A 22,817-nucleotide genomic window follows, 5' to 3' on the forward strand; every position below is an offset into this window, starting at 1 on the left:
ACCTTCCCCTTTATGATTTTAACGATTAGTTACGCTCAAAAATTGCAGTAGCTCAATTAGCTGAGTAGAGCCGGTTGTTTGGTAGATTCTACCGCAGGTTTTACGGCAGGTTTTTCCAAGCTTTGCTCTAAAGTTTGTACTACAGATGCTGCTACAGGCTGTTCTAATAGTTGGGTGTAAAGTTCGCTGAGTTGAGACGCCACACCATCCCAACTAAATTTATTAATAACGCGCTCTCTAGCAGCTTTACCCAATTCATCACGCCATTCTGGATTCATCAGAATTCGGTCAATGGCTTCTCTAAAAGCGGGTACATCTTGTGCTGGTGCTAATAAGCCAGTTTCCTCAGGGACGACAGTAAACTGAAGTCCACCAACATCACTGGCTACCACTGGCGTACCGCTAGCCATTGCTTCGATCGCTACAAGTCCAAAGGGTTCGTAGTGGCTGGGAACAACGCATACATCAGCAGCGGCGTAGTAAGTGGGTAGAACTTTTTGGCAGAGACGACCGGGTAAGGTGGTCATATCGTTCATACCCAATTCATTAATAATACCTTCGATGCGATCGCGTTCGATACCGTCGCTATTACCGGGAGTGCTACCACCACCAATAATTAGATGAAGTTTTTGCGACGCACGCAACTTAGAGGCTCCCACAGCACGGACTACTGTTTCTATACCTTTGCGCGGATCGAAACGACCTACATACAATACAACTTTTGTATCTGGGTCAATACCTAACTTAGCCCGTGCTGCTTGGCGATTGATAGAGCCAAATTGCTGAATATCTGTACCGCAGGGAATGATATCAATATTACCTTTAGTAGAAACGAGCGATCGCATATGTTGTTTTTCTTGCGGACTCGTCGCGACAATTCTTTCTGCTGTTTCCAAAACTTCTTTTTCTACTGCTAATCGCTTACTAGCAATTACAGGAATTGTTGCGATTGTGTTGTACTTAACTGCTCCTAAAGAGTGGTATGTGTGAACCTGTTTACATCCTTGGAGCTTCTTCAATTGCATTCCTACCCAGCTTGAGAGCCAGTAGTTAGTGTGAACCAACTCATAGGTAATGCCATTTTTTCGTTGAAATTCCAAAAACTTATCTATAAATTCTGGTAAATAGTCAAAAAGATTGTCTCGCGGTACAAACTCTAAAGCACCTGCTTGGAAACGGATGGTTCGACAATTATCACTATGCTGAACTATCGTTTCTTGCTCCGCACTCACTTTGCGGGTAAACATATCAACTTGCCATCCCAACCGCGCTAGTGCTTCACCCACTTGTCGGACGTAAACATTTTGTCCTCCGGCTTCTTCCTTACCAATTTCAATTGCCGGATCTCCGTGAACTGAAATTAAAGCGATGCGTTTTTCAGTGGTAGCGTTCATAGTTTGTTGTTGATGATTGTAAAAAAAGTCGCTGGCATAGGCATTTCCAAATTTGCGCCTAGCACTTTTAACCGAATCATTTAAGAACTTTAATTAAACTTTATTTTAATTTAATAGGTCAAATTTATTTATGCATCTACTCGGAGAAATAAGCTGTTTGACTCCGTATTTCTATTTAATTTCTTTATATATATGCTGCTATATTTATATCTAATGCTTTTGATAGACAAACTTCGACTCCATATATGTTTTAGGAACTAGCTGTCTCATCAATATATGCATTCAGAAATATTCATCTAGGTTACTTGGATATTTTCTAACATAAAATTACTTACTTTCTTTGGTTGAGTCGTCGGTAAGTAGCTAAAAATCCGGTTATCAATCAAAAAACGGTTAAATTTTTTACAAAAACTATTTTATATATTGTAGTTACTTATACTTAAAATCCCAATTTAATTTTCTGTTGCATAAGATACAGATTTTCTCGAAATCGATATTTGACAGTTTCAGTAGCGTAGTTTACTTTGCTAAATGTTAAGTCATACAAAAGCCTAATGCATTGTATAGGATTTACTAATGAATTAAGACTCTTACAGCTGCGCACTAGTCAAAATGTAAAAAACTGATGAGGTAAACTTTTGATGGATTTTGAATAATCTCTTGATTTTTGCCTTACTGTACTAGCTTAGAGAACGCGCTGAGAATTATTGACTACCTTAAGACCTAGTTATTCTCTGCTTGGGCTATTCTGTAATTTTCTCACTGTCGTGATGCAATCAAGCCTCGATCTGGTTTGTACTGACACTTAGCTGTACCCAAATATCTCAGATATTATGCTGCTCTTTCCACAAGCTCAATTTATGCAAAAGTGTGTGACAACACTATCGCCAGAGGTATCAGTTGAGTTTGCAGTGCAAGTGATGAGTCGGCTAGAGACAGGCTATGTCTTGGTTTTAGAGCAAGACCGGATATTAGGAATTTTTACTGAAAGAGATTTGGTCAAGGCGATCGCATCAGGGATAAACTTGAACGTTGCTACCCTAAAAGATGTAATGGTACACAACGTCATTACCGTTAGAGCATCAGAGTTAGGCGATGTATTTCCTATCGTCCGCCTGTTGCAGCAGCATCAAATCTCCTATCTGCCAGTTTTGGACGAGCAGGAGCAACTATTAGGTATCATCACAGATCGAAGTATTCAGCCGGCACTAACACAGGAATTCGATCGCTGCGACCACCTTACACAAACACAAGCACAGTCACAAGCGCAGCTCGATCGAATTCTCAGCAATACAAACACGATTGTCAGCAGAATTAGACAGCGATCGCATCAAGAATTCGAGTATGAGTATATTTCTGCTAGTTGCGAGCATATTTTAGGCTATTCTCCAGATGAATTCTTAGCCGATCAAAATCTTTGGAGTTCTCAGCTGTCACCAGAAGACAGAGATTTATACTTTCAACAGCTTCAGAATGCGATCGCTATTCAGCAAACAGTTAGCTTTGAATATCGCTTTTCTCACAAAAATGAGTCAATCTGCTGGATTTCCGATACCTTCAATACAGAGTGGGAGGAAACAACCCAATCTTGGCTAATTATCAGTGTAAAATCCAATATTACAGAGCGCAAACAAGCAGAACAAGCTTTACGAGAACGAAAAGCTTTTTTGCGGGCGATTGGAGACCATATTCCCAATGGCTTTATCTACCAGATGGTTCGGGAATTAGATGGTAGCAATCGCTTTTATTACATCAGTGCTGGCGTGGAACAGACAAATGGATTGCAAGCCGAAGCGATCTTGACCGATTCAAGTCTGCTGTTTAACAACGTTTTAGCAGAAGATATACCTCACATCCTCCATAAACAGGAGGAGTCTGTGCAAACGATGTCAGTATTCGATATTCAACTACGGGAGTATTCCCCGCAAGGAGACATCCGTTGGGTGCGCCTGTGTTCAACTCCTCGCCGCCTGGATAATGGACGCATTTGTTGGGAAGGTATCCGACTCGATATTACTGACATTAAACATACTGAAGAAACCCTACGTAAGAATCAGGCTTTGCTGATAGAAGCCCAGAAAATTGCCAAGATTGGTAACTGGGAGTTTGATTTGGCTACGCAAAAAATTACTTGGACGGAGGAGCTTTTCCACATATTAAATCGAGATCCAGCGTTACGAGAACCTACTTATGAAGAAAACCTGCAACTGTATCACCCAGAAGATGCAGAGAAATTACATCAAGCGGTTGAGCAGGCAATTACTACAGGTGAATCTTACAAACTAATACTGCGATTAAATACCCAACCAGACGATCCGCCTCGCTATACAGAAGGTATTGGCCATGCAGAATTGAATGCGGATGGTCAGGTGATTCGTCTGTATGGAACTGCACAGGATGTTACAGAAAGGTTCTTAGCAGAGAAAGCTTTGCAAGAGAAAGAAAAGTTTTTAAGCAGTATTTATAACGGTGTTGAACAATGCATTTTTGTAGTAGATATTCTTGAAGATAATGACTTTCGCTTTGTGGGGTTAAATCCGATTGCTGAACGTTTATCAGGTATGCGTTCTGTGGATATGCAAGGCAAAACTCCAGAAGATCTATTTCCTCCGGAAATGGCCTCATCAATTCGACAGCATTATCAAGCTTGTGTAACTGCTAGAGAAACTATTACCTATGAAGAATGTTTACCCTTTAAAGGACAAGATACCTGGTGGATTACTAGCTTGACACCTTTATTGAACGAACATTCGCGGGTTTATCGCATTGTTGGTAGCAGTATCGAAATTAGCGATCGCAAACGAGCAGAAGAAAAGCTCAGACAAGCGGAATTGCAATACAGAACTTTAGTTGAACAAATACCTGGAATTTTTTACACTGCACCCACTATCGCTACTGCTGAATTCGCTTATATTAGCCCCCAAATTTACCAATTACTCAACATCCCCCCCGAAGAATGGGTTGCGGGTCACTTAAATACTTGGGCGAACTATGTGCATCCCGAAGATCGCGAACGCATCCAAAAAATTTTTGAATATACGATTGAAACGGGAGAACCTTTGATTGCAGAATATCGGATGTTCACCCATGAAGGTAAAATTATTTGGGTGCAGGATCGAGCTATGCGTGTGCTAGCGCCAGATGGCAAAACTCCGATTCTTCAAGGACTAGCTTTTGATATTAGCGATCGCAAACAATTAGAATTGGCTGTACAAGCTTCAGAAACCCGATTAAACAGCATACTCACTACAGCTAGCGCCTCAATTGTCAGTCTTCGGGTTTTTGCCAATTACGACTGGGAATATGAGTATCAATCTATTGGTGGCGAAATTCTTTTTGGCTATACAGCACAGGAAATTACCTCTAATAAACAGCTTTGGATGTCAAAGGTATTTCCAGAAGATCGAGATCGAGTTATTTATCCACTATTTGAAGAAATTTTTGCTGAACGTACTGCTACTGTTGAGTATCGTTTTTACCACAAAGATGGTTCTCTGCGTTGGATTTCTGCCACTTACACTTCCCATCGGGATGAAGCAGCTGATTGCTGGATTGTAACGGGAGTAAGCATTGATGTTAGCGATCGCAAACGCCTAGAACTGGCTCTACAAGCTTCCGAAAAACGATTAAAAAATATTCTTTCCACAGCTAGCGCTTCAATTTTTAGTTTTCGCGTATCTAGCAATCAAGAATGGGAATATGAATATCAGTCTACTGCTAGCGAAGTAATTTTCGGTTATACTCCATGCGAAATCCTTGCTGATAAAGATCTGTGGCTCTCAAGGGTATTTCCTGAAGACCGAGAAAAAGTAATTTATTCTCGCTTTCAGCTGAGTGTGAATGAAGGTACTAGCTCTATTGAATATCGATTCCGTCATAAAGATGGTTCTCTACGCTGGATTTCTACTACTTATTCTTCTCATCGCCAAGAGGAAACCGATTGTTGGATAATCATCGGCGTGAGCATTGATATCAGCGATCGCAAACGAGTTGAAGAAGCATTGCGAGAAAGTGAAACTTTATTTCGGACTCTCAGCGAGTCTGCACCAATTGGTATATTTAGAAGTGATATCCACGGAATGAATATTTATACCAATCCCCGTTTTCAAGTAATTAGCGGATTGAGTATTGAAGAATCATTCGGCGATCGCTGGATGCGATTTATTCACCCAGACGATTTAGCATTATTTTTACCACAATGGCGTGCATTAGCAACAATCAACCAAGAATTTTGTTCGGAAGTACGCTACATTCTCTCTAATTCAACCCTACGATTTTTTCGCATCACCATCGTTCCCATTCTCTCTGAGAAAAATGAGCTAATGGGCTATGTAGGTACAATCGAAGATATTACTGAAAGTCGGGCAATTGAGAAAATGAAGAAAGAATTTATCTCAATTGTTAGTCATGAATTACGAACACCCTTAGCTGCTATTCGTGGTGCTTTGGGATTGTTAGCAGCTGGAGTATTACAAGCGCAACCAGAAACAGCTCAACAAATGTTAGACATTGCTTACAACGATACGGAACGGTTAGTACGCTTAGTAAATGACATTTTAGATTTAGAACATTTAGAATCAAACAAATTTACTATAGTTAAGCAATGGTGTGATGCTGCTACGCTTATCCGCAAATCTGTAGAAACAGTCAATGCTCTAGCCTCTGAAAATAATGTTTCTTTAGTTATGTTATTAAGTTCTATGCAGATATGGGTAGACCCCGATCGCATTATCCAAACTCTAGTCAACTTAATCGGTAATGCCATCAAATTTTCACCGACAAATAGCACAGTAGCGGTGAGTTTGGAAGAATTAAGCGATCGCGTTTTATTTAAAGTCCAAGACCAGGGTAGAGGAATTCCTGATGAGATGCTAGAAAGTATTTTTGCCCGGTTTCAACAGGTTGATGCTAGCGATTCCCGGCAAAAAGGAGGAACAGGTTTAGGGCTAGCTATCTGTCGTGGTATTATTCAACAGCATGGTGGCATAATTTGGGCAGAAAGTACCTTAGGAAAAGGTAGTATTTTTTATTTTACAATTCCTAAAATAAATAAAAGTAATACGAAAGTTATTTAATAAATTTTATAATTTAAACTGACTAATTCCATAAACCCAATCGATCTTCTAAGTTTAAGCAAAAGTCCCTAGTTTTAACTAAATAAAACTGGGTGTTTGCATCATAGTTATGAGAATTTAATTGGTATTGCAGATCTTTTTTAATTACTTTTACTTTCTCCCAAGCTGCATTAATTCTTTCAGTTGCTTGAGACTCATATATCTTCCCAGTATTGTATAAATTATAAATGTAAGCCTGATGTCGAAAAAAAGCAGATAAATAAGCTTGAAAAATTACATTTTCTGCCTTTAAATCTTCAGCTTCATAGTTGTAATAATCAATAAAATTTTCTGGTTCCATAATCATTAATTTTTGCTCCTACTGTCTGTAATTGTGCAGCAATTTTTCTACATTAAATATAGTATTTTATTTAGTTTTATCTTTGAGGAAATTGCCTAGACATTTACTTCTTTTACCTGCCTCTACGACTAAGGTGACACATCCAAAACGATAGCTAGACGATCAGTTCCAGCCCAACATCCCTGCTACCTGTTCTGCTAGCTTTAAAGGGTCAAAAGGTTTATTAATGACACCGACAATTCCCAACTCGGCATATTGATGATGCTTGGTAGGTTCTACTTTGGCAGTAATTAACATTACCGGAATACTTTCAGTAGCAGGATTATTTTTTAACTGTTGTAATACCGTAAATCCATCGATATCTGGCATCATAACATCAAGCAAAATAGCATTCAGCTTTTCAGTTTGGGCTTTGAGTAATCCCTCTGTGCCAGATTCAGCCTTGAGTACTGTCCAGTCAGCTAAATTTTCTAAACAAGCCTGAATTACCGTGGCTAAGGATTTTTCATCATCAATCAAGAGAATACGCTTTTTGGACATATAAAAATGTCAATTAAAGATAGAAACAGCAGAGGGATAACGGCTCTTAATTGAGTACAAGGCACTTTTTTCTATTGGGACGATCGTCTTAAACTCTGAGGACAGGCAAGATGCACATCCCTCAAAATAAATGTTGTATTTAATACAATTGAGAACCGCGATGTTATTTGGTTGCGGAGAAAGGAAGGTAAATTGTCAGCCAAACAATTTTCCGATCCCCTATTAATAAACATGCCCCAACTAACTATCTTTAAAATTAAAGGATAATTATGAGGAAATTCTGAGCATTTTTCAAGTTATTTATAGCTCAGACCACCAAGGTAAGCTTTTAAGCAAAGCCTACTTCTTCAGCGTTCATCGCCGCGATGCAATATTGTTATCTGAAAGTCCCTTAAAACTGCCACCCCAGAGTGCTTGCAACTATTTCCGATAGACGCAATGGGTCAAAGGGTTTGGCAATCACTCCGGCGACGCCCAACTGGGCAAATTGATTTAAGTCTACTGTTTGTACTTTAGCCGTTAGTAAAATAACTGGAATTTCGCAGGTAGTTGAATTGTCTTGCAATTTTTGAAAAAGTGCCATTCCGTCTATATCTGGCATCATTACATCTAAAAGAATTGCATCAGGATGTTCAGTTGTGGCTAAAGCCAAGCCTTCACTACCAGACTGTGCTACCAAGACTTGCCAACGCCCAAAGTTTTCTAAACAGGCCTGAATTACTGTACACAGATTTTTTTCGTCATCAATTACTAAGATGCGTTTTGCGAGCATGGTATCAAACTGGCTGTTGATAATATTTATATAATAATTTCTTTCTCAGATCTGTCCGTTCTAACCTATTTAAAATCCGGGCAACTAATTCTGGTTCGACAATTGGTTTTCTAACATAGTCATCAGCTCCCACAGCATAAACTTTATATAGTATTTCTGGTTCAAAGTGAGCCGAGAGAAATAGTACAGGTAAGCGATTCCAAGAGAGATCGCTACGTATTGCTTGGCATAAATCTATACCATTAAAATATGGCATCTCAATATCCAAAATTAGCAGATCGGGTTTAGTAGATTCTAAAACTTCCCACAATTTTTGAGACTCTTGTAATAGTATTACTTGTAGTCCCCAAGGCGATAATAAACTGCTAACCTGATGTAATACTAAAGGATCGTCATCTACTACAAGAACTTTGGCTTCAGTATTAATTTGTTGGTTGACTGCTATGTTGACTGCGGTTAGCAATTGCACAACAGGCATAGGTTTGTTTAAAAAGCTATGGGCACCTAGACGAGCTGCTTCTACTCTGCAATCCAGTTGATTGCTATTAGTAAATACTAGAACGGGAATTTCAGGATAATTTTGTGTTAGTTCTGCCAGCAGAGTGAAACCATTTTCTTCTTGGTCAGGAAATGATAGCTCTAGTAAGATGACTTCGGGGGGATTCTGGGAGAGTATAGTTCTTGCTGTTTTGGGATTCGCTGCTACCTCTACATGAAAACCCCAAAATACTGCTTCTAATTTAATCCTTTCAGTTAGCGTGCGATCGTCGTCCACAACTAACAGTCGTACTGATTTGATTTGCGAGATGCTAGGGTTAGGAGTTGAAGATGGCTGTTGATGAAATGTTTGTTTTAGCAATTTAACTAACTCTGCCAACTGCAAAGCTACACTCTGGTAGGGGCTGGTAAATTTATCTAGCAACTGTTCTATTTCTCTTGCTATTTTGGAAGCTTCCAAAAATCCGTAACACCCTGAAGAACCAGCTAGGCGGTGAGCTTCTGCTTTTGCTTGTTGGAGTATACTTTTATCTGGATTGAGAGTTGATAATTGCGCGATCGCTTGTTCAAATAATTCTAACTTTTCTGGAAAACTTTTCTCAAACTCTTCCCGCATCTTGGCCACTACAGCCATAATCTTGGCTTCGGCTTGACCTTTTTCTGATAGTTCGCCGCTATAAACTGTTTTACCATTTGACTTTTTGGGTTCTTCTTTCAGGCGATAACCTAACCCATAAACTGTTTCAATCAAATCTGCGGTCATTCCTACAGCTTTTAGCTTCTGTCGCAAACCCTTAATGTGGGTTGTTACAGCTTCTTCTCCAGGAAACTCATCAGCAGTCCAAATTCTATCTAATAGGACACTTCTACTAAATATCCTCCGGGGATTTTCGAGAAACAGTTCTAATAAACCATACTCTTTAGGTGTCAGGTGCAGGCGCTTCCCTGCATACATGACTTCTTTGATATTAGTATCAACCTCTAAGTTCTCCCAAACTAGCAATTTTCCTAGAATTACCTTTCCTCGTCGCATTAACGCCCGAATTCTGGCGATTAGCTCTGACAACTCAAAAGGTTTGATAATATAATCATCCGCACCTGCCTCTAATCCAAGGACGCGTACGCTAATGTCTTCCTTTGCAGTCAGTATCAGAATGGGCATCTGATATCCTGCCAACCGGATTTGGCGACAAAGACTAATTCCATCTAGTCTTGGCAGAATTACATCTAATATCAGCAGGTCATAATCAAATGCTTTGACCAACTCTAGCCCTTTTTCACCATCATGAGCAGTCTCAATTTGATAATTAAGCGCTGTAAGTGCTTCTACAAGTAAGGAAGTTATTTGTTTGTCATCTTCTATTAAAAGAATTTTCACAGAATTTTCTCGAAAGCAGGTATTAATTTTTACAATTAACTGTTAAAAAAAATTGTGTATAACTAGGCAAATCGATCTTGTCTGCCAAGAATAGTATTCCCCGCACGATCGCACTTTTGATGATTATTTATAACAATATAACTTTGAAATCGATCGGGCACGCCTACTCGCGATCGCTCAGTAAATCACCGATCGAAAATTTTATAACTAGGCATGAAATATCTGGCTTGGTTTAGGGCTAGGAATGCCCACTCTACAAGTATTTTAAAAGTTAAGTAGCAATGCTATGTAGCAAAATCTTGTAGAAAGCTTCAAAAACCCCCGATCTATCTTGGTATGGTTGGGGATTTACTTTGTTATGGCAAAAAGGAATATTCTTATCCAAACAAAAAATCGGACTTTTTCAGGCAGAGTACATTTCTGCCACAAAGACCTTACAATAAAAGTTTGTTGATATTAATATCCAAAGGCGGCTTGCTCTCTAGCCTTTGGTATTCTGGCAAAATTAAGAATTAAAAATTAAAAATCAAAAAAAATTCTGATTTTTAATTTTTAATCACACTTCCTGCACTGATTAGTTTGTAGTTTGTGCAGCTAGCATCTGTTTCAGCTTTTCTAATTCCGAAGCCCAACGGGGATCTGGACGAATAGCATCTGAGTCAGATGTTGTGGTACTATGTTCGCGCCCACCACCACTGCTACCACCACCACGCCGAGATTTCTTAGAACTTTTCTCGCGACGATTGCTGTCTTTATTGGTGACAGGAGCAGCAGTAGCACCACCAGCATTTTGGGCTGCTTTGGGAGCTTGCTCCTCACCTTCTTCTCCCTTATTGCGAGGTAATGCCTTCTCTAGCTTGATCGGAGTGTCTTTGAACATCTGACCATTATACTTTTCAATAATTTGATCGGCTTGTTCATCATTATTGACAGTGAGAAAACCGAAGCCACGGCATTTACCTGTTTTCCGGTCTTTAATTAGTTTTGTCGTGACCGCATCACCTTCGGCAGCAAAAACTGCTTGCAGTTCTTGACGATCTATTTCTTCTTTTGGCAAATTGCCTATATATAGGCGAACAGACATGAACTATACCTCCAGAGTTGAATAAACATGGCAAAGTGAGAAAACTATCGCTTGGCTTTGGCTATTACATAGATGCTATTGACCAAGATTGCCATAAACCAATTTTTTGACTCAAAACTGTCAACCTATACAATACAATTTTTCGTCGGGATCAAGCTTGTTTAATACAAAAGCGTACAAGACGCTCAATTACATACCACCTTAATTCTAAGAATTGTAAATTAATAGTTTACTGCCTGCTCAAGTAAACTTTTATTTTATGCCCCTGTTCGCAGAATAAAACACCATTCCTTACATTATCACGGTATTTTCTACGTAGCTAGTTCAGCGCATACATTTCTGGCATATACTTCAATCGAAGTGTAACATAAAATACATTTTTTTTCTCAACAGGGATATTTTGAAACAAAAACCAGCCACTGGCTGGTTGATTTACTGCTGTGTTGGGAGAATACAAAAATAGATTGGCGTAAGTGTTGACAATCAATAACTGAGCTAGCGTGCTGAGTTATATCGATAGGGAAAGATAGTGTAAATAAATGTAACACTAATCGAAACAAACTGCAACGTTTCTTTACATTTTTTGGGCATGGGGCATTGGGCAATAGTTATTTCTCCCTCATCTCCCCCATCCTCCTCTAACCTCTCAAGAAAATGTAAGCTCCCCATGCTTGAGCTGCGACTGCTAAGACAGTAGACCAAATAGGATGAGCGCTGTTAATGGTTTTCCCATTTTGAGCTTGGAGGGATTGGATATCAATCCAGGGGGTTGCACCTCGCCGGAACCAGCCCACAACAGTAATCTGCCGCCCAATCCAGTCTTGAGGATTGATTGATTGTCCCAACCAGGGAATGTGGTGTAATTTCACTAACCCGATGTTAGTTTGTAAGATTAAATCTTGTGCTAGGCAGTTGCCAACGCCTTGACGACCTAATAGCCTACCCGCAAGGCAGACGTTAATGCTATCGATGGGCATAGCAGATGGATTTGCTAACAGGTTAGGTAGGCGATCGTCAGTTTGCACGTTAGCAGGTTGGATATCGGGAAAGAAAGCATTCATCCGAATTACCATACCGATGCTAAAGCCAATCAATAAGCAACCTGTAACGAATGACCAATCCTCATATATCCATTTCAGGTTCAAAATCTTCATTGCAAATGCCAGTTGCCACAGCAGCCAGATGAGACCGGCAAACAAAAAGCCTAGAGGAATTCCCAACCAAGGAGCTATTTGTAAGAGGAAGGGTTGAGGCTTACCTCGTAAAGCTTGTTCGGTTGTCAGGTGAAGTTCTGGTTCTAAATGCCAGTGACGAGCGATTTTGCAGAGGCGTTGGATGCGATCGCCTATCAAAGGATGAGTGTTGTTGAGTGTAAACCAACGGCGATAGGGATTGAAATTTTCCCACATCAATAAAGATGTAAAGGGAATATGACCCGCCACGCTACCCAAAGAGATACTTTGTTGATAGCTAACTGGTGCTAAGATATTCAAACTTTCTAACTGCCAACTAGTTTGTTGTTGTTTAGCAATATCAGCTGCAACACCAATGCTAAGTTTGAGTAAGGCACGAATTAAGGCATTAGGATTACCAGTAATTTCAGAGGCCAAGCGATCGCTATAATAAAGCCGCAACTTAGACAACCACAAAGTCGTACCTGTCAGCAAACACCAAATGCCATAGGCGAAACTAGCTACAATTATGGCTGGCCAACGCCAAACTCCTTGATACTTACTTCCCCATTCTGATATCTGGTGATACAGCCTGTAAACAATCATTGTCACCAGCAGTACCACAGACATCACCACAAAATCTCGATGCACAATCTGCCCGAACTGTGAGGCGTAGATAACGGCAATTTCATCATCTGCCAGCTGTTCTAATAGTCCTTGACTGACTACAATTCGGGCATTGCGGGCGAGATTACCATATGTTAGTGCTATTGGAGCAGCGATTGGTAAGATCCGCAGTTTGGGGAATTGCCAACCTCGCTGTTGGCAAGAACGCTGTAATACCCGAATCGTTTCCCGACTGTAACCATTTAAAATCTCTTTGGACAACTCTGTCTGTCCGTAAAATTTTTTCAATAGCCAATCTAGTAACCACGGTGATAATGCCATTACGATCGCCAACACCATGAGCAAACCCACAGTTGGATCGCGATATAAAATTGGTAATGGATTGACGTAAGGTAGTTTGACTAAAATCTGATTAGTTAAACCCATTGCTAACCGGAGCATTTCTCGCATCACCCAAAACAGAGCGATAAATGTTCCTGCTGCCAGTAATTTTAAAGGTATTAAATTTAGTTTATGCAAGGGTTGCCAAACTTTAGCTCTGCCTGCATGACGCCAATAAAGGTTGAATGATTTGGCTTGCGAACGGTTGACACCGATGAAACTACTCGGGCCAATAGGAGTTTCTACATTGGGATTTTTAAAGCCCCCTGTGGGGATGGTGGATGAAGTATTAGTGGCAGTGGTGGCTTTTACTACTGTTGGTTTTGCCTGCTGTGACGATTTTGCAGCATTCTGATTGGAGTTATCAAGCGCGACAAATCCAGTTGCAGAATTTTGTGATGATGTGTTTTGACGTTTTTGGCGTTTTTGCAAATGTTCAAGAGCGCGTTGTGCCCACTCTTGAACTTGGGGATTAGGACTCTCAAGCAGGTTTTGACAAAGAGCGATCGCTTTTGAGACTTGGCCGCTGCGTGCATAAGCCATCACTAAGCCCACCTTGGCTTGCAAACCAGCATTCCCCGTCTTCTGAGTGCTAGCCACAGGCTCTAACTGAGCGATCGCTGTTTGATAATTTCCCTGCTTGAGAGCAACTAAACCAGCCTCCAAAGACAATTCGGCATGTGAAGGCATAGAAATTTTGGCACTCCCATCTTTTCTAACTAATCCAAGTTTGCGCTAAAGCGCATGAATTTAGATACCCCAGCCAAGCAATCGCGTCCGGAATTATCCCTCCACTGGTTGCTGACCGGAATATACTGGGGCGATCGCGCTTAATTTCAACTCTGGATGATCTCCCTGTAACTGTTGACAGTTCCATTCGTTGCGGAATAGCAATACGGGGCGTCCCATGCTGTCTTTGACTGTGGTGGTGTTAAATACCCGTCCCACCTTATTCAAAGCTTCCCAACCGCCATCTACCCAACGGGCGACGCTGTAGGGCAGCAAGTCTAAGATGGTTTCTACACCATACTCATTTTGTAAGCGAAACTGCACTACCTCAAACTGCAACTGACCCACCGCCGCTAAAATTGGATCGCGTTTGGCTTCATCAATTGAGTACATAATTTGTACTGCACCTTCTTCGCGCAATTCCGATATGCCTTTTTGAAATTGCTTAAATTTTGAAGGGTTGGGGTTCCTCAGTGTCGCAAACAATTCTGGTGAGAAATAAGGAATTCCCTCATATTCCAGCTTTTGCCCCGTGTAAATCGTATCGCCAATAGCAAAAACACCAGGATTGTTTAAACCAATCACATCGCCAGGATAAGCTTCATCAATCGATTCTCGCTCTTGGGCAAAAAGTTTTTGTGGGCGAGACAGACGGACGACCTTGCCTGTACGGGCATGAGTCACCGTCATATCTTTTTCAAACTTACCCGTGCAGACGCGAATAAACGCCACGCGATCGCGATGCTTCGGGTCCATGTTAGCCTGGAGTTTGAAAACAAACCCAGAAAACTCCGGATAAGTCGGGGGAACTTCTCCCACACTGCTATTGTGATTACCTGGTTTCAGGGCATATTCTAAGAAGGAATTCAAGAATAGCTCGACCCCAAAGTTGGTCATGGCACTGCCAAAGAACACTGGCGTCATTTTTCCTTGATGCACCAAATCTAAATTCAGTTCCGGCCCTACTCCTTCCAATAGTTCTAAATCGTTTTTGAGTTGGTAGTAGAGATCCTGTTCTAACAGTTCCTCAATTCTGGCATCACCCAAATCGACTATTGTATCTCTGGCTTCTTTGCTACCGTGGGCACTACGTTCAAATAGGTGAATTTGTTGTTGGTCGCGGTCAAACACACCTTTAAAGCGATCGCCCATACCAATCGGCCAGTTAACGGCATAGGTCTGCAATCCTAATTCTTGCTCGATTTCGTCTAATAATTCCAAAGGCTCTCTCCCCGGACGGTCGAGTTTATTAACAAAGGTAAAGATGGGGATGCCGCGTAACTTACAAACTTCAAATAACTTGCGAGTTTGCGGTTCCAAGCCTTTTGCCGCATCAATCAGCATCACTGCGTTATCTGCGGCGGCGAGAGTACGATAAGTATCTTCACTGAAATCTTGGTGTCCTGGGGTATCTAATAAATTGACTTGACAACCTTTATAGGCAAATTGTAGTACTGTGGATGTAATAGAAATACCCCGTTGTTGTTCCATTGCCATCCAATCAGAGGTCGCCTTCCGCTGCGCCCGTCGTGCTTTGACTGCACCAGCTTCGTGAATTGCTCCTCCGTACAATAGAAGTTTTTCTGTGAGTGTCGTTTTCCCCGCGTCTGGGTGAGAAATAATCGCAAAGTTGCGCCGAAGTTCAACTGCTTTTTGCAGATCTGACTCAAGTTCAGTTGACATAAGTGTATTTGTTTGCTTGCTATTAACTTAGCTTAATTTTTTCTGAGTTTGGTGAGTCTTTTCATCTTAAAACAAGGATGCGCGCCATTGAGTCGTAAGATCTCGTAGGGAATAGCGAATAGGGAACAGACCCATAAATAACTTATGATGCTTGAAAGAAAATGCCAAAGAATCTATTAATTTACATTTAAATGTAGGGCTTTATGAAAAAATAGATTGCAGCAGTACTTTAGCTCACTTTGGATTGCTTACTCCCCTAAGAGTTATCAGGTATCTACTAGACCAAACGCTAAATTATTGAATTCATTCTCATTAGTTATTAGTATTCACAAAGGATCAACGACCAATGACAAATGACTAATGACAGATGAGTATCTAATTTACAAACGCATTAGCTTACTCATTACCCAATTTCTGCAATTAATTTCAGGGGATTTTTTAACTTGTTTTTTGCAGTGCGTCGAAGAGATGTCTGCCACGCTGTACAATACGAAATTGCCCCACAGCTTCATCAACAGTAGGGCAAAGGACAGTTAAGCACTGCTCGTAGTCTGTCCTAACTGAGTAAGGTTTTTCCTTACTTTTGTGACGCTTTATGTTGTGTCCATTTGCTTTGTAATTCTTCATAAAACTTTATGTTTCCAACTCACCGCCCCCGCCGTCTGCGTACCCATCCCCAACTGCGCCGGATGGTACGTGAAACAATTTTATCTACTAGTGATTTAATTTACCCATTGTTTGCAATCCCAGGCGAGGGAATTGCTAATGAAGTAAAATCTATGCCTGGTGTTTATCAACTATCGGTAGACAAAATTGTTGAAGAGGCAAAGGAAGTTTACGACTTAGGAATTCCTGCCATCATTCTGTTTGGTATACCCGCAGATAAAGATGTCGATGCTACTGGTGCTTGGCATGATTGTGGGATTGTACAAAAAGCAGCTACTGCGGTGAAGGAAGCTGTACCAGATTTAATTGTTGTAGCTGATACTTGTCTATGTGAATATACAAGTCACGGTCACTGTGGTTACTTACAAGTAGGTGATTTAACAGGTAGGGTATTAAATGACCCCACCCTAGAATTACTCAAAAAAACAGCAGTTTCTCAAGCCAAAGCTGGTGCTGATATTATTGCGCCTTCAGGAATGATGGATGGTTTTGTGCAGGCAATTCGTGCGGGTTTGGATGAGGCAGGATTTCAAGATACGCCGATTTTGTCCTATGCTGCTAAGTATGCTTCGGCTTACTACGGGCCATTCCGGGATGCAGCAGATTCTACACCACAATTTGGCGATCGCAGAACTTACCAAATGGACCCAGGTAACGCCCGCGAAGCGATTAAAGAAATTGAACTGGATATCGCTGAAGGCGCTGATATGTTGATGGTGAAGCCAGCTTTGGCATACATGGACATCATCTGGCGCGTTAAAGAAGCCAGCAACCTCCCCGTTGCTGCCTATAATGTTTCGGGTGAGTATTCCATGATTAAAGCTGCTGCTCTCAATGGTTGGATTGACGAACAGCGCGTAGTCATGGAAACTTTAACTGGATTTAAACGCGCTGGCGCAGACTTAATTCTGACTTACCATGCTAAGGATGCGGCACGCTGGTTGAAATAAGCTAACTAAGACAATAACTATTGCTCATCTACGTAAAAAATCTCACGCATAGGTACAAAGGCGCAAACTGAATTTAGTGTCTTGGTATCTGAGCGTGAGATTATTGTTGAGATGAATTATGATTCTGAAATTTGGTCACAATAAAGTTGGTAAAAGCCTAACCCAAGAGTTAGCGATTGCATCTCCATAATATCGCTGCAACTTTTGTTGGAAACAGCCTGTTTGAGCGCTAAGAAATATATCTCAACAATTAATTTGAGTAAAGATGCATTGATGAAATTTCTGTCAAAATTCTAGGTATAACTAGAGTATTTACAGGGTTTGAGCGTTACTGGAAATTTCTGTTGGGTACAAATAAGTACGGAGCTTTAGCGTTTAGTAAACAATCTTGTACGCGATAGTACAGAAATATGGGGTTGTTTCGTTTGCCAGAGGGTGAGGCGATCGCTTATAAAATAATATAGTTAATAAAATTTCCGTAATTGGCATTAAATGTCAACTGATTTAATAAATACAATCTAAGTTTTTTCAAGGGAGCATGAAATATGGATATGCAAGTCCTGAGAGAACGTGCTGGGCTTAGCCGTGCAGAGGTTGCCTTCAGGCTTGCAATCAGCGAAACCAGTGTTCGCAACTGGGAAGCTGGGCGTACAGAACCAACAATGACACCAAAAAAATATTTAGATGCTTTGCGTCTATTTAAATGCACACCTGAAGAATTGGCAGCAGCTAGCGAGAAGTCAATTAATCAGCGGCATAAACGCAAACCTGGAAGACCTAAACGCTTTCCAGAAAATCCCATACCCGTAACTCAGGTAACTGATACGCCAGTTTGCAGCTGATTGTTTGCTAAGTGAAAATTCAGGCTGATAATAGTGGTTTACTCTAGTAGTGGCAATTCTGGGGTTACTAGAGCTTTGCGTGAATTAATATTAATTTCAGTAACAAAATTTTTCCTATCCGCTGTGTAGAAAATCAACAAGGTTGTCTCATGCCGTTAATAAGTTGCCAATACTAAGTCTACTTGGCAAACGATGATTGCTCGTAGGTTTTTGACTACATCTAATTGAGGCATTTGTTGAGCTAAGTTTTCAGGACGCAAAAACAGAAATTTATTTTTAGAATCAGTTTTCTTAATGACTTATCTTGAAAATTAAAAAATAGAAAATTACCTATGCTCAATGCTTCTTGATCATCAGACTGTTGAGAGTTTTATTGGGAACCAATGGCTGTCATCAAGAAAGGTGTACTGTTTAGTTATTGAAATCTCTCCAAACTCATTTAGCTGAGAACATCAGTATGTTGACGGAATAATTCCTCATGTATCAGGTATTTTGTGTAGCATAATACAACTAAGTACTCAGACAAAACAATAGTAAAATTAGAGATTTAGTAGATTCGATCAACTTAAATAATTGGTTTTTACTCATTGGATTATGGAATGAATAATTGCTGGATGGCTAGCAATCTGTGCATTGGTCTCTATCCTAATTTGACAGTTACTGCGATTGATTAGAGCAGATTTACTATTATTTCTGTAACGCGGAAAAACTGGAAAATAATTTCTTGGCAATTACAACCTACTTGAACAGAGAATAGCAATTAGGTCTAATATTGAAATGGGAAACCACAAATAACAGGAAGAATACAGCGCTCCGAAATCATTGGTGCAAAAATTTATTACTTATTCCCGATTGTCTACCTGTAAGAACTAGGTTCCCGAATCCAAGAGGAGTGCTAAATTTATACCTTCAATCCTTTCTAAAGCTTCACCTCAAGTCGTAGCTTGTGAAAAAACTCATTTCTAACTAGTGCGATCGCTCACGGTATTTGCCACGGCGGCGCGATAAGATTCTAAAACAACAGTCGTACTATAAGGTTTAAATGGCAGAAACTCTTTTCTTTAACGCCCTCCGTGAAGCCATTGATGAAGAAATGGCACGTGATTCCAGTGTATTCGTTCTTGGTGAAGATGTAGGACACTATGGTGGTTCCTACAAAGTCACCAGAGACCTTTACAAAAAGTATGGTGAACTAAGAGTTCTCGACACCCCCATCGCCGAAAATAGCTTTACAGGCTTGGCAGTAGGAGCAGCGATGACTGGTTTAAGACCCATCATCGAGGGTATGAACATGGGTTTTTTGCTACTTGCCTTTAACCAAATCTCCAACAACGCTGGGATGTTGCGCTATACCTCCGGCGGTAATTTTAAAATTCCAATGGTAATTCGCGGCCCTGGTGGCGTAGGTAGACAACTAGGCGCAGAACATTCCCAACGCCTCGAAACTTACTTCCAAGCCGTTCCTGGATTAAAAATTGTTGCCTGTTCTACGCCTTACAACGCCAAAGGATTGCTAAAATCGGCAATTCGTGATGATAACCCTGTATTGTTCTTTGAACACGTTCTGCTTTACAACTTAAAAGAAGATCTGCCAGAAGAAGAATACTTACTACCTTTAGATAAAGCAGAAGTTGTGCGTCGCGGTAAAGATGTCACAATTCTTACTTACTCGCGGATGCGCCATCATGTGCTGCAAGCCGTCAAAACTTTAGAAAAACAAGGTTACGACCCCGAAGTCATTGATTTAATATCACTGAAGCCATTAGACTTTGATACCATTGGAGCCTCAATCCGCAAAACTCACCGCGTAATAGTAGTGGAAGAAGCTATGCGTACAGCCGGGATTGGTGCAGAAGTCATTGCTTCTATTAATGACCGCTTGTTTGATGAATTGGATGCGCCTGTGTTGCGTCTGTCATCTCAAGATATTCCCACACCTTACAACGGTAATCTGGAGCGACTGACAATTGTCCAGCCAGAACAAATTGTAGAAGCCGTGGAAAAAATGGTGGCTATGCGAGTCTAAGTTTGAGGAATAGGGAATTAGGGACTGGGACAGATTCCTCGTGTCCTATGCCCTATGCCCCATGAATAGTAATAATTCTTACTAATAACTAATAACTCATAACTATTTAAAAGAGCGCTATTATAGCCTTTGTCAGTTGCGAGTTATGGTATGCAGAGACAGCGATCGCTATTAGCTTTAATTGTAGTTTTGATTATCGCCGCTATTGCGGTGATGCTCACAATTCCCATACCTTTGGGACTAGATTTGCGGGGAGGTTCACAGCTAACAATTCAGGTGAAACCCACAGCAGAAATTAAGCAAATCACTGTAACAGAATTAGACGCCGTCAAAAAAGTAGTTGAGGGGCGGATTAATGGACTTGGTGTTTCCGAGCCTGTGATTCAAACTGTAGGTACAGACAAAATCCTAGTCCAGCTTCCTGGCGTTAACGATCCAGAACAAGCAGAACGGGTATTAGGTGGTACAGCACAGTTAGAATTTCGCCAACAAAAACCTAGTACAGAACCTCAACTTTTTGCTTTTCAAGCATCTCGTGCTGAACTAAAAGCCAAGCAAAAAGAATTGAGAACCAGTAATGACAGTGCTGCGATCGCGAAAAATCAAGAAGAGTTGCAGAAAAATAATCAAGCGATCGCAGAATTGTTTGAAAGTACTAACCCACCACTAACAGGTAAATATCTCCAAAATGCCTATGGTGAACCCACTCAAGGTAATAATTGGAATGTTGCCATTCGCTTCAATCAACAGGGTGGTGAATTATTTGCCGAACTGACGAAAAACCTTGCAGGTACTGGACGCAGCATAGGTATTTTTCTGGACAACGAACTAATTAGTGCTCCTAATGTACCGCCAGAATTTGCTGCCACAGGGATTACTGGTGGTGCGGCTATAATTACAGGTAGGTTTACTGCACAAGAAGCCAATGACTTAGGCGTTCAGCTACGTGGTGGCGCATTACCTGTACCAGTAGAAATCGCTGAAAGACGAACAGTTGGAGCTACCTTAGGTAAAGACAGCATTCAAAGCAGTATCTACGCTGGTCTTGGTGGCTTGTCTTTAGTATTAATATTTATGGTGGTGTACTATCGACTACCAGGACTAATAGCGGATGTGTCATTAGTCATTTACTCTTTGTTGACTTGGGCTTGCTTTGCTTTGCTTGGTGTGACTCTGACTTTGCCAGGTATTGCTGGTTTTATCCTCAGTATTGGGATGGCAGTTGATGCCAACGTATTAATTTTTGAGCGCACGCGAGAAGAATTAAGAGCAGGTAAATCTCTATATCGCTCTGTAGAATCTGGTTTTTACCGAGCATTTTCTAGTATTTTAGACAGCAACGTCACTACCTGGATTGCTTGTGCTGCCCTGTTTTGGTTGGGTTCTGGGTTAGTAAAAGGCTTTGCCTTGACTCTAGCTTTAGGGGTAGCAGTAAGTATGTTTACAGCAATTACCTGTAGTCGGACATTGCTATTTTTGGCGATTTCTATCTCCTCTTTGCGCAAAACAGAACTTTACTGTCCTAACGTACCAGTTGCGAATAAGGCAGAGGTGGCTCAATGAAACTGAGTATTAACAAATCGCGATCGCTCTGGTGGACTGTTTCGGCTGCCTTCATCCTCAGCGGTATCATCTCAATGGTGATTTCTTGGCAAAATCCTAATATCAAGGCTCCTCTACGTCCTAGCTTGGATTTCGTTGGTGGTACGCGGTTACAGTTTGAACGCGACTGTACCAAATCAGGTAACTGCGACAAACCAATTGATATCACTGTTGTCAGGGATGTAGCTAAAGAACAAGGTCTAGGTGATAGCAGTATTCAAATTGTTGGTGACAACGGTATCTTAGTTCGCACGAAAAATCTTGATGCCGATCAGCGTACCAAGTTGCGAAATACTTTAAGTGAAAAAATTGGTGAATTCGATCCGCAAAAGAATCAAATCGACTCCGTTGGCCCTACATTGGGTCAGGAGCTATTTCGCTCTGGTATACTCGCTTTGATTGTGTCCTTCTTAGGAATCACTATCTACATGGCATTCCGCTTTCAGTGGGACTATGCCATTTTTGCGATCGTTGCCTTATTCCACGATATTTTAATCACTGTAGGGTCTTTTTCAATTTTGGGTTTGGTAGCAGGTATTGAAGCAGATAGCTTATTTATCGTTGCCTTGCTGACCATTACAGGTTTCTCAGTGAATGATACTGTCGTAATTTACGATCGCATTCGCGAAACTCTTAAAACTCATCCTGGCGCACCAATTGCCGAAATTGTCGATGATGCAGTTAACCAAACTTTAACTCGGTCAATCAACACAACCTTAACTGTATTACTAACATTATTTGCGATCTTTCTGTTTGGTGGAGAAACGCTGAGAAATTTTGCCCTAGCTTTGATTATTGGCTTCACAATGGGGGCTTATTCTAGTATTTTCATTGCCAGTACTCTCTTAGCTTGGTGGCGAGAGCGTACAGGTCAATCTCTAGCCGTAGCAACAGCCCAAACAACTGATACCTCTGCTAGTTCCCCAGAAAGTTAAGCTGGTGTATATTTTCTAACTGGGTGAAAGCATTTTGTATTGCTCATACCAAATTGCAATAGGTTCCATGATTCCAAATTGGTGAATCACCTGAAACATAAATATTCCCAATCAAAAATCTCA

At 40.8% G+C, this 22,817-nt stretch carries 15 protein-coding genes; 6 read left to right on the forward strand and 9 right to left on the reverse strand.

The window, feature by feature from the left end:
* Positions 1 to 56: 56 nt before the first annotated feature.
* Positions 57 to 1,394, reverse strand: coding sequence for a glycosyltransferase family 4 protein (locus AACU33_RS23860; protein WP_096591167.1), 1,338 nt, complete (start codon positions 1,392 to 1,394; stop codon positions 57 to 59).
* Between the two features lie 833 nt (positions 1,395 to 2,227).
* Between AACU33_RS23860 and AACU33_RS23865 the strand changes: the two genes are divergently transcribed.
* Positions 2,228 to 6,469 carry a PAS domain-containing protein gene (locus AACU33_RS23865; RefSeq protein WP_096591169.1) on the forward strand — a complete coding sequence of 1,414 codons (4,242 nt, stop codon included), beginning with the start codon at positions 2,228 to 2,230 and terminating at the stop codon, positions 6,467 to 6,469.
* Positions 6,470 to 6,491: 22 nt separating this feature from the next.
* On the opposite strand, the gene AACU33_RS23870 is transcribed toward AACU33_RS23865, so the two are convergent.
* The 8 genes from AACU33_RS23870 to AACU33_RS23905 form a co-directional block, all read right to left on the reverse strand.
* On the reverse strand, positions 6,492 to 6,815 hold the full coding sequence (locus tag AACU33_RS23870) for a DUF7219 family protein (RefSeq protein WP_096591171.1): 324 nt from the start codon (positions 6,813 to 6,815) through the stop codon (positions 6,492 to 6,494).
* A gap of 156 nt (positions 6,816 to 6,971) precedes the next feature.
* On the reverse strand, positions 6,972 to 7,349 hold the full coding sequence (locus AACU33_RS23875; protein ID WP_096591173.1) for a response regulator: 378 nt from the start codon (positions 7,347 to 7,349) through the stop codon (positions 6,972 to 6,974).
* Positions 7,350 to 7,740: 391 nt separating this feature from the next.
* The gene (locus AACU33_RS23880; RefSeq protein ID WP_096591175.1) at positions 7,741 to 8,121 is read right to left on the reverse strand and encodes a response regulator; all 381 of its coding nucleotides are present in this window, start codon (positions 8,119 to 8,121) and stop codon (positions 7,741 to 7,743) included.
* 4 nt (positions 8,122 to 8,125) lie between these two features.
* Positions 8,126 to 9,997, reverse strand: coding sequence for a response regulator (locus AACU33_RS23885; RefSeq protein WP_096591177.1), 1,872 nt, complete (start codon positions 9,995 to 9,997; stop codon positions 8,126 to 8,128).
* 574 nt (positions 9,998 to 10,571) lie between these two features.
* A complete protein-coding gene (locus AACU33_RS23890) occupies positions 10,572 to 11,081 on the reverse strand; it encodes an RNA recognition motif domain-containing protein (protein ID WP_096591179.1) in 510 nt (169 codons plus the stop codon).
* 638 nt (positions 11,082 to 11,719) lie between these two features.
* Positions 11,720 to 13,951 (reverse strand): zinc metalloprotease HtpX, encoded by a 2,232-nt coding sequence (locus AACU33_RS23895; protein WP_096591181.1) that lies wholly within the window; start codon positions 13,949 to 13,951, stop codon positions 11,720 to 11,722.
* Positions 13,952 to 14,044: 93 nt separating this feature from the next.
* The gene (prfC, locus tag AACU33_RS23900; RefSeq protein ID WP_096591183.1) at positions 14,045 to 15,673 is read right to left on the reverse strand and encodes a peptide chain release factor 3; all 1,629 of its coding nucleotides are present in this window, start codon (positions 15,671 to 15,673) and stop codon (positions 14,045 to 14,047) included.
* A gap of 438 nt (positions 15,674 to 16,111) precedes the next feature.
* A complete protein-coding gene (locus AACU33_RS23905) occupies positions 16,112 to 16,300 on the reverse strand; it encodes a hypothetical protein (protein ID WP_096591185.1) in 189 nt (62 codons plus the stop codon).
* A gap of 8 nt (positions 16,301 to 16,308) precedes the next feature.
* Here AACU33_RS23905 and hemB point away from each other — a divergent pair, with 8 nt between their 5' ends.
* The 5 genes from hemB (at position 16,309) to secF (ending at position 22,694) form a co-directional block, all read left to right on the forward strand.
* The gene (hemB, locus tag AACU33_RS23910; protein WP_096591187.1) at positions 16,309 to 17,289 is read left to right on the forward strand and encodes a porphobilinogen synthase; all 981 of its coding nucleotides are present in this window, start codon (positions 16,309 to 16,311) and stop codon (positions 17,287 to 17,289) included.
* Positions 17,290 to 17,834: 545 nt separating this feature from the next.
* Positions 17,835 to 18,131 (forward strand): helix-turn-helix domain-containing protein, encoded by a 297-nt coding sequence (locus AACU33_RS23915; protein ID WP_096591189.1) that lies wholly within the window; start codon positions 17,835 to 17,837, stop codon positions 18,129 to 18,131.
* 1,042 nt (positions 18,132 to 19,173) lie between these two features.
* Positions 19,174 to 20,157 (forward strand): alpha-ketoacid dehydrogenase subunit beta, encoded by a 984-nt coding sequence (locus AACU33_RS23920; RefSeq protein WP_096591191.1) that lies wholly within the window; start codon positions 19,174 to 19,176, stop codon positions 20,155 to 20,157.
* Positions 20,158 to 20,307: 150 nt separating this feature from the next.
* A complete protein-coding gene (secD, locus tag AACU33_RS23925) occupies positions 20,308 to 21,720 on the forward strand; it encodes a protein translocase subunit SecD (protein ID WP_096591193.1) in 1,413 nt (470 codons plus the stop codon).
* Entirely contained in the window at positions 21,717 to 22,694 is a 978-nt protein-coding gene (secF, locus tag AACU33_RS23930) for a protein translocase subunit SecF (RefSeq protein ID WP_096591195.1), read from the forward strand. Before secD ends, secF begins: the two co-directional genes overlap by 4 nt.
* Positions 22,695 to 22,817 lie beyond the last annotated feature (123 nt).

Origin of the sequence: Calothrix sp. NIES-2098 (genome assembly GCF_963875125.1) — a bacterium.
GTDB lineage: Bacteria > Cyanobacteriota > Cyanobacteriia > Cyanobacteriales > Nostocaceae > Aulosira.

Coding starts and splice junctions, on each gene's coding strand:
- AACU33_RS23870 (WP_096591171.1), bottom strand. CDS start 6,815: ATGATTATGGAACCAGAAAATTTTATTGATTATTACAACTATGAAGCT.
- AACU33_RS23890 (WP_096591179.1), bottom strand. CDS start 11,081: ATGTCTGTTCGCCTATATATAGGCAATTTGCCAAAAGAAGAAATAGAT.
- AACU33_RS23860 (WP_096591167.1), bottom strand. CDS start 1,394: ATGAACGCTACCACTGAAAAACGCATCGCTTTAATTTCAGTTCACGGA.
- AACU33_RS23875 (WP_096591173.1), bottom strand. CDS start 7,349: ATGTCCAAAAAGCGTATTCTCTTGATTGATGATGAAAAATCCTTAGCC.
- secF (WP_096591195.1), top strand. CDS start 21,717: ATGAAACTGAGTATTAACAAATCGCGATCGCTCTGGTGGACTGTTTCG.
- hemB (WP_096591187.1), top strand. CDS start 16,309: ATGTTTCCAACTCACCGCCCCCGCCGTCTGCGTACCCATCCCCAACTG.
- AACU33_RS23865 (WP_096591169.1), top strand. CDS start 2,228: ATGCTGCTCTTTCCACAAGCTCAATTTATGCAAAAGTGTGTGACAACA.
- AACU33_RS23915 (WP_096591189.1), top strand. CDS start 17,835: ATGGATATGCAAGTCCTGAGAGAACGTGCTGGGCTTAGCCGTGCAGAG.
- secD (WP_096591193.1), top strand. CDS start 20,308: ATGCAGAGACAGCGATCGCTATTAGCTTTAATTGTAGTTTTGATTATC.
- AACU33_RS23880 (WP_096591175.1), bottom strand. CDS start 8,121: ATGCTCGCAAAACGCATCTTAGTAATTGATGACGAAAAAAATCTGTGT.
- AACU33_RS23895 (WP_096591181.1), bottom strand. CDS start 13,951: ATGCCTTCACATGCCGAATTGTCTTTGGAGGCTGGTTTAGTTGCTCTC.
- prfC (WP_096591183.1), bottom strand. CDS start 15,673: ATGTCAACTGAACTTGAGTCAGATCTGCAAAAAGCAGTTGAACTTCGG.
- AACU33_RS23905 (WP_096591185.1), bottom strand. CDS start 16,300: ATGAAGAATTACAAAGCAAATGGACACAACATAAAGCGTCACAAAAGT.
- AACU33_RS23920 (WP_096591191.1), top strand. CDS start 19,174: ATGGCAGAAACTCTTTTCTTTAACGCCCTCCGTGAAGCCATTGATGAA.